Source organism: Nostoc cf. edaphicum LEGE 07299 (assembly GCF_015207245.1).
In the GTDB taxonomy this organism is placed as follows: Bacteria; Cyanobacteriota; Cyanobacteriia; order Cyanobacteriales; family Nostocaceae; genus Nostoc; species Nostoc edaphicum_B.
Map to the genome: position 1 here is coordinate 1 of NZ_JADEXF010000131.1, position 7,571 is coordinate 7,571.

Here is a 7,571-nt window from a genome sequence, read left to right on the forward strand (position 1 = left end):
GGTACAATATCACCAAACGATATTCAGTTGATGCGCGAAGCAATTGAACAAGGTTGCGAACAGGTAGATATAGATGAGTGGTAGATACCTGCTTGACACTATTATTTATTATTGCTTTATTTGCAAATGATATCGAAGTAAATAATCAGCTGGTAAATGCAAAAGAAATTTTTATTTCCAGTGTTGCTATTGGTGAATTATTCTACAATGCTAGAAAATCAGGACGATCACAAGGAAATTTAGAACGTATTGAGGAATTTATTGCCAGAAATACGGTCATTGGATGTGATGTAGCGAGTTAACTGTTCCCGCGTCCCAACACCGCCTAATTGAGCGCAGCGGCAACGAGTTAGCCGGTTCATCACCTTGATAACGGTGCATCACTAGGCTGGTTAATTGATCGGCAGAATCGAAAAGTCTACATTTACCGTCCGAATCGAGAAGTTGAAATTTTGGATAATCCCGAAGCAGTTAGTGGTAATCCAGAATTACCAGGGTTTATCCTGCGGATGGGCAAAATTTGGTAACTTGAGTTTTCTTAATGAGAAACTTGTGTTTTGAGAACGCTAGGAATTGCCTCAAGTATTCGCTGAGAGTAAAGTGATGTTCGTTGTTCGAGGAGCGATCGCATTACGCTACGCCATAATCTGTATACTGACGCTTGTATGGAGCTTGCAAACCCAAGACAATATCCTCTCGTGGTACTCCCATCATCACTAACTCCTCTGCTGGATTGCGATCGGTTAAGTTCTGTTGCAGCCATATTTTGCCATCTTTAATATCAAAATGCATCACGCATCGATAAATACGATTAAATCCTTGCCAACCTACATTCATCCATTGATAATGATTGCGTTCTGTGTCTAAAATGAGTTGGACTTCGACATCATTGTCAGAGACATCATCACTGGCATAGTTCGTCAACAATGTTTTCACCAATTCTTGATATTTGGCTAATTTATCCACTGTACAATCACCTCATTTTCCGGCTCATAAACAATTAACAAGACCTGATACTGTTTTATCGCAGTTTTAGTAAATTCAAGTTGAAAAAATGTTTTGTACGTATCCAATGGAACTGCTAAGTATAATATTCGCTCTGGTTCATATCCTGCTAACGCTAGACGGTAACTCAGGAATTGTCCCAAGGCGGAATAAAAATCTGTAATTGCAGAGGGGTTTAAAAAACTTTTGATTTCAATTGCTATTTTTTCATTTCCTTTTTCTGCGGCAATTATTTTCTCTGCACCTAAATCAATTTGGAAGTTGACTTCCCCAAATTTGAATTTTAATGGATCGCTTGTAATTATCCATTGTTCTTTTTGCAAAGCTTTTTTAACTGATTCATGAAAAATATCTTTTGCAGACACAGTTACATTAATATTCCCCATTAATTAGAAACAGCTTTTTTCAGGATGCCAGGAATTCCTTCAAGTACTCGTTTGGCAACATTTTCAGGTGTATCTCCCTCTCGCTCGGTGATGTGCAAATCAGCTTGAGAGTAAAGTGGTGTTCGTTGTTCTAGGAGCGATCGCAATTTCCCTTTAGGATCAGCATCTTGCAGCAGTGGTCTTGTGGTATCCTCAGCTAAACGGCTGTAAATTATCTCCACTGGCGAATCCAGCCACACTATCAAACCGTGGTGCAAGTAACCCCAATTTTCTCGCCGGAGTACAATGCCCCCACCAGTTGCGATAGTCAACTTTGTAAAAGCACAAACTTGTGAAAGTACGTCGCTTTCTAACTGGCGAAACCCTGCTTCACCTTCGTCGGTAAATATCTGATTGATAGATTTACCTGTTGCTTGGGCAATAACATCATCGGTATCCACAAACCCATAACCCAATTCTTTTGCTAGTAAGCGCCCTACTGTCGTCTTACCAACGCCCATAATACCAATTAAGTAAAGGTTGACTCCTTGTAATAAGCTGCTCACCAGTTGCTTCGCTCCAATTCTGAGTGCTGAGTCATAGTTTCTAATTATAAACTTAACGATTCATACGTGCGTATTCAAGCAATGCCTGGGTTAGGTTGTGCCAACGCACTCAATCGCCCACAACATTGGAAAGGCGATCGCTAATAAGATGATAATCATAATATAATTTGTTCTTATAGGAGCGTTTCTTGATCAGATGTCCAAAATACCAGTAATCTCAGAACACATTGAAATTACTCCGGGTGTGTGTGGGGGTAAACCGCGCATTGCAGGACACCGAATTAGAGTGCAAGATATTGTCATTTGGCACGAACAGATGGGGCTTTCCCCTGACGAAATCGTTTATCATTATCCCAGCATCAGTTTAGCTGATGTCTATGCTGCTCTAGCTTATTACCACGATCATCAAGATGAGATCAGGCAAGAAATTGCAGAAGGAGAAGCCTTTGTCAGAGAAGTACAGGCTGAAACTCCTTCGATTTTGCAAGAGAAACTAAAGAATCGAAATGACACAAAAAATTCGATTCCACCTAGATGAGAATGTCAGTAATGCTATAGCAGAAGGCTTACGTCGTCGTGGGATTGATGTGACAACTACATCAGAAACAGGACTGATAGCTGCATTAGATGGAGAACAGCTTTATTTTGCAATGTCTCAGAATCGAGTAATTTTCACCCATGATGATGACTTTGTGATACTTCATCAAGGTGGCTTGATTATGCACTCAGGAATTATTTACTGCGCTCAGAACCGTCGCTCAATTGGGGAAATATTGAGGAGTTTAATTTTAATCTGGGAAGTTCTTGAGCCAGAAGAAATGAGATATCAACTTGAATTTCTCTGAAAGCTTTTATTGTTTTACTTAAATAAATGTAAAAAAGCGATGCGATACTTTCTGGTGTGTCCGTTACAGCTTGTTTAAGAGCAGGGGTATGCTAACGCATCTTGGGCGACTCCATTTTTTCATCTTGATTGAGTATCTGACTTGGTTACTCAGTATTTATTCTATGTATTTATCTAATCAATTAGAAAGATAAACTCTAGCAGTATTACTGCTATGACTTTGATAAACTCCATTAGAAATCTCCGCAGAACTACAACTACAAAGTAGACATCCCAGGAATTTATTTTCAACGGGTATTAAAGGTTTTTCCTTTACAAATTCAAAATTTACGAGTAACTTTTATAACTTTATCTTGTTTTGAGCTTATACAAATACATCTTCATATTTGAGTTGAATAAATTACTGTTATTACTATTACGAGTGTATTTAAAGTAACTTGTATTAGGCAATAAATAAACGATTCTTCTGTGAAATTACTATCAGGAATAACTGATCAATTTCTTAGGAATGTAGTAATTTTCCTGAAGTAACTAGGTAATTGCTGCATAGTAATCTCTATGCTTAACCAAAAAATTAACATAGCTTGTTTGAAACTTTATCCAAACAATATCTGTCTATCTGAATAATCAGGGTTTTGACTCTGATGGGTAATTTTAAGTATACACAATACTGTGTTTCTAACAGCACAGGGTCGTTATTCTAAAAATTTAGTTATAACAAGACCCGCTCAATTAAATGTTTCTAATAAAGGTGTAAATAATGACTGATTTACCGCGATCGCCCAAAAAAACTTGCAAAGAAATTGAAGTTTCGACACAAAGACTACTGCATATTTCACCCCGATAAGCCTAAATGAATAAATATAGAATGAATGAGGTGTCAACCATGACTCGAATTCGTGACGTTGTAGAAAGAGCTTTAGCAACTGGTTATTTGACAGTTGAAGCTGAAGATCAACTACGACAACTGTTGACTACCCGATATGACTTGGAAGATTTTAATGCTTTCATGACTTTGCAGGAAGCTGCCATGACTGGTAGGGTCAAGCAGGAGTCTAGAGAGCGGTGTGGCATTAAATAGAGATGTCGTCTGTTACATCTCACCGACGGGGGCGTTTACCATCATCTTCAAAATCATCATCATCCTCAAAAAATTCCCAATCATCATCATCGGCTTGATTGGTAGTTGGCGGCTGGTAAGGGGGGATAATTACTCGATAATCAGCATCGTAAATTGATTCAGTTTTTCCCGCAGCTGTATTTTTTGGCTCGCGGTAGCTGTAGGAGTAAACTGAACCAGACCGAGAACTGCTTTTGGCTTCTGATTGACGTTCGTAAGTTGTTGAGTCTCTAGGTTGTTGAGCTTGAGAATTAGGAATAGACGCTGACTCTGACTTTTCATCAAAGTTCCAATCATCATCTCTACTGCTATTTGTCTCCCAATCATCAAATTCCTCACTGCTAGGCTCTTCATTTTTACTAGCTGGTGGTGGAGGACTAGCAGGGCGAGATGTCGGTTCTTCTCTCCGGGTTGCCTTCGCACGAGTTGAAGGGGTGGTTGCTCTGTTAGGAGTTTGGCGTTGTCCTGCCACAAAATAATTGGATAAATTAAATAAGGTAGCAATCAATATCGATGTGAAAGCACCAGTGGCAGTACTGAACAAAATCCATATCGCTAGTGGTAATGGTTGAGTTTGCACGCCCAAAAATACTAGCGATAGGGCAGGTGAGAAATTTTGGACTAATAACAGCGTTAGTCCTCCCAGTACTGCCACCAATAGAATTAAGCGAATTACAGCCATAGCAATTTTGTCAGTTGTCAATTATCAGTGGTCAGTTGTCAATAGTCAGCGATCAGTCTGGTTATTCTTCACTAATTACTGTTCACTGACTACTGTCACTATCAGCCATCTCTATCATTACCTTTTTAGGACTATTGTGAAATTTACAATAAATCCACTCAGGGTGTTAGCGACGACCTTGCCACCGCTGAATTGGAATACAGTCAATATCTAGTTGATCTAAAGCACGGGCAACTACAAAATCAACTAAATCTTCGATGGTTTGGGGATTGTGATACCAGGCGGGAATAGCGGGGACAACTCTAACTCCAACTTCTGCTAAAGAAGTTAAGTTACGCAGGTGGATGAGGCTAAAAGGCGTTTCACGCGGGACAATAACCAGCTTTCGCCCTTCTTTGAGTTGGACATCCGCTGCCCGTTCTAGTAAATCGGAACTCAAGCCAACTGCTAGCTTTGCCACTGTACTCATGCTGCATGGAATAATCATCATCCCTAGAGTGGCAAAGGAACCGCTGGCAATTCCGGCTCCGACATCGCTCCAAGGATGACACCGGAGTTTACCGGAAAGTGCAACACCAGCTTGCTCTCGCCAGAATTGTTCTTGCCCAGTTGGTTCTGGTGGCATCCGAATTTCCTGTTCTGACTGCCAAACCATGTAAGTTGATTTAGAGGCAACCAATTCAATGCTATACTCCGCTTCTAGCAAAAATTTGATCGCGCGAACAGCGTAAATCAGACCAGATGCGCCCGATACGCCTAAAATTAAAGGCTTAGTGTTATTTGACACGTAAGTTTTAGTGGGTTTTACTCGTCCTCAGAGTAAGGATCTAGGTCATCAGGCTCCATATCATTTGGTAAGTATAGGTCTGAAAGGTCGTCACGGGAATCGTTGCCAGTTAAACCTTTAGCGACGCCATCGCTGCCAACTGTTACCAAATCAATTTGCTGACGGTAGTAATCGACACTCTTAACTTGGACGGCGACGCGATCGCCTAGTCGATAAGAAGCGCGATTTTTGCGCCCAAATAGTGCCTGTTGTCTGGCGCGATATTCATACCAATCATCTTTGAGAGAACTGACGTGTACCAATCCCTCTACCCGCAAAGGTACGCCAGGATTACTGCTGGACTCCACCTCAGCCGCGGTTACTTCAATTTCCACAAAGAAACCGTAGGATTGAACCCCGGTAATCACGCCTTGAAATACCTGACCGATGCGTTGCTTCATCAGTTGGGCTTTTTGCAGTCCGGCTAAATCGGCTTCGGCTTCTTGGACTTCTTTTTCTCGGTCGTTAATTTGAACAATTACCCTAGTCAAATCGCTTTGCAGTTCTTGTTGCAATTCTGGGGGTAAAACGTTCCAGTTAATTTCCTCGTGGCTGGAGGAGTGGCGCAGGTTAACCCGTTCTCTGACACGGGTATTGCGGCGATCGCGTCCGTTTTCGAGTAGCGAGTAATACACTCTTTGCATCAGCAAATCTGGGAAACGCCGCAAGGGAGCGCTAAAATGGACATATTGCGGTAGTGCCAGACCAAAGTGAGATCCTTTGGTGGTACTGTATGCAGACGGTTTCAGTGTATCTTGTAACAAGTAAGTAAGAACTTGCTCGGAGGGAGATTCAGCAAAAGCTGTAGTCAAATGTTGGTAATCTAAAGGTTGGATATCAACTTCTGGATCTAATGTGAGGTCAACGCCTAAATTGACTGCCAATTTCAGCATTTCCTGAACATCTTCAACATCAGGAGTACCTTGGACTCGCCAGATAGCGGGAACACCAAGAGCATTTAAGTGAGTTGCGAACAGTTGATTAACTAACAGTACCAACTCCGTAAGTAGCGATCGCACTGGTAAATCATTTACCACCACAGCGCCGAGAATCCCCTCATCATAATAGGCATTTTGGCTAGGCGGCAGATTCAACTGGAGACTACCACGAGTCAAGCGCACCTGTTTCACGGCTGTTTGCAAGGCTTGGAGGTCTTGCAGGATTTGGGAAACCTGTGATGATTTATCTTGAGCTTCACCTATGAGAATTGCTTGGGCTTGTTCAGTAGTCAGTGCAGTCTCGACATTGATTACACTGGGTTGAATTTCCCATTCCAGCACTTCTCCCGATTTGGGATCAATGGTAATTAAAAAAGAGATGGTTAAGCGATCGCTCCCAGGTACTAAAGAACAGCGTTCTGCTACAGCTGGGGGCAAGATTGGCAACACCAATTCTCCTAGATAGACTGATTTGCCTCGTTTGAGTGCTTCTCTATCTAAGGCTTCGTCAGGTTGGACATAGTGAGAAACATCGGTGATATGAACGCCCAAAAGCCAATTTCCGGCTAAGTTTTTTTCTAAACTAAAAGCGTTTTCTATAACTTTGGTATCGCTATTTACCCCTTCAATCGTGAGAGTAAACAAATTACGTAAATCTAGCCGATTTTTCAGGTCTGCTTTGAGGAGCTTTTTGGGCAACCTCGCAGCTGTTTCTAGAACATTATCTGGAAAAGTCCGGGAAAGGTCGTGTTTGCACGTAACTAAATCTATATCAGCAGCAGCTTCGGCATCACTGCCGAGGATTTGCACGACTCGACCAAGGGGAGGATATTGTGCCAACGGGTAACGCAAAACTTCCACATGAACTAAATGATCGATCGCTTCTTCTAACTTTGCGCCATTCGGTTGAATCTTGAGTTCAAACAGTAAGCGATCGTCTAAAGGCACAGCCCGAAAACCAGTTTCTACCTGCTTAATTCGTGCCAGTAAAGTGTGGTTAGAGCGTTCGAGAATCAGCTTCACCTCACCTTCGGGAGAGCGGCGGCGACTGCCTTCTTTTAAAACTCTCACCAAAACGCGATCGCCATTCCAAGCATTACTCAGATGACTTTCGCGGATGTAAATATCCTCGGCTCCTTCCACATCTTGAATAGCAAAGCAAAAGCCTTTACTAGAACAACGGAGTTTTGCCTCGATTATTCCCTCTTCTGAGACACGGCGGTAC

10 protein-coding genes and 1 pseudogene are annotated in these 7,571 nt (G+C 41.8%); 5 read left to right on the forward strand and 6 right to left on the reverse strand.

The features are described 5' to 3' along the window. Nucleotides 1-92 precede the first annotated feature (92 nt). Both IQ229_RS05855 and IQ229_RS05860 read left to right on the forward strand, forming a co-directional pair. On the forward strand, nucleotides 93-302 hold the full coding sequence (locus IQ229_RS05855) for a PIN domain-containing protein (protein WP_194042081.1): 210 nt from the start codon (nucleotides 93-95) through the stop codon (nucleotides 300-302). Nucleotides 303-362: 60 nt separating this feature from the next. Continuing rightward, nucleotides 363-527: pseudogene (locus IQ229_RS05860) on the forward strand (Uma2 family endonuclease); the annotation flags it as partial. Nucleotides 528-630: 103 nt separating this feature from the next. Here IQ229_RS05860 and IQ229_RS05865 read toward each other — a convergent pair. Genes IQ229_RS05865 through IQ229_RS05875 form a run of 3 tightly spaced genes read right to left on the reverse strand, consistent with a single transcriptional unit; the run spans nucleotide 631 to nucleotide 1,936 of the window. Then, nucleotides 631-966: a XisI protein gene (locus IQ229_RS05865; RefSeq protein WP_194042083.1), complete on the reverse strand. Its 336-nt coding sequence runs from the start codon at nucleotides 964-966 to the stop codon at nucleotides 631-633. Further along, a complete protein-coding gene (locus IQ229_RS05870; protein WP_194042085.1) occupies nucleotides 954-1,370 on the reverse strand; it encodes a XisH family protein in 417 nt (138 codons plus the stop codon). Before IQ229_RS05870 ends, IQ229_RS05865 begins: the two co-directional genes overlap by 13 nt. Nucleotides 1,371-1,390: 20 nt before the next feature. Beyond that, nucleotides 1,391-1,936, reverse strand: a complete 546-nt coding sequence (locus tag IQ229_RS05875) for a shikimate kinase (RefSeq protein WP_194042087.1) — start codon at nucleotides 1,934-1,936, stop codon at nucleotides 1,391-1,393. Nucleotides 1,937-2,132: 196 nt separating this feature from the next. On the opposite strand from IQ229_RS05875, the gene IQ229_RS05880 reads away from it, so the two are divergent. From IQ229_RS05880 to IQ229_RS05890, 3 genes are all read left to right on the forward strand, one after another. Then, a complete protein-coding gene (locus IQ229_RS05880) occupies nucleotides 2,133-2,474 on the forward strand; it encodes a DUF433 domain-containing protein (protein ID WP_194042089.1) in 342 nt (113 codons plus the stop codon). Continuing rightward, a complete protein-coding gene (locus IQ229_RS05885) occupies nucleotides 2,443-2,781 on the forward strand; it encodes a DUF5615 family PIN-like protein (protein WP_194042091.1) in 339 nt (112 codons plus the stop codon). Before IQ229_RS05880 ends, IQ229_RS05885 begins: the two co-directional genes overlap by 32 nt. An 885-nt stretch (nucleotides 2,782-3,666) precedes the next feature. Beyond that, a complete protein-coding gene (locus IQ229_RS05890; RefSeq protein ID WP_194042092.1) occupies nucleotides 3,667-3,861 on the forward strand; it encodes a hypothetical protein in 195 nt (64 codons plus the stop codon). A gap of 19 nt (nucleotides 3,862-3,880) precedes the next feature. Here the strand turns inward: IQ229_RS05890 and IQ229_RS05895 are convergent, their stop codons facing one another. From IQ229_RS05895 to IQ229_RS05905, 3 genes are all read right to left on the reverse strand, one after another. Continuing rightward, nucleotides 3,881-4,582 (reverse strand): LapA family protein, encoded by a 702-nt coding sequence (locus IQ229_RS05895; protein WP_194042100.1) that lies wholly within the window; start codon nucleotides 4,580-4,582, stop codon nucleotides 3,881-3,883. Nucleotides 4,583-4,748: 166 nt separating this feature from the next. Beyond that, entirely contained in the window at nucleotides 4,749-5,369 is a 621-nt protein-coding gene (locus IQ229_RS05900; RefSeq protein ID WP_194042094.1) for a flavin prenyltransferase UbiX, read from the reverse strand. Between the two features lie 17 nt (nucleotides 5,370-5,386). Then, the coding region (locus tag IQ229_RS05905) for a ribonuclease R family protein (RefSeq protein ID WP_194042096.1) at nucleotides 5,387-7,571 on the reverse strand (2,185 nt) is incomplete at its 5' end.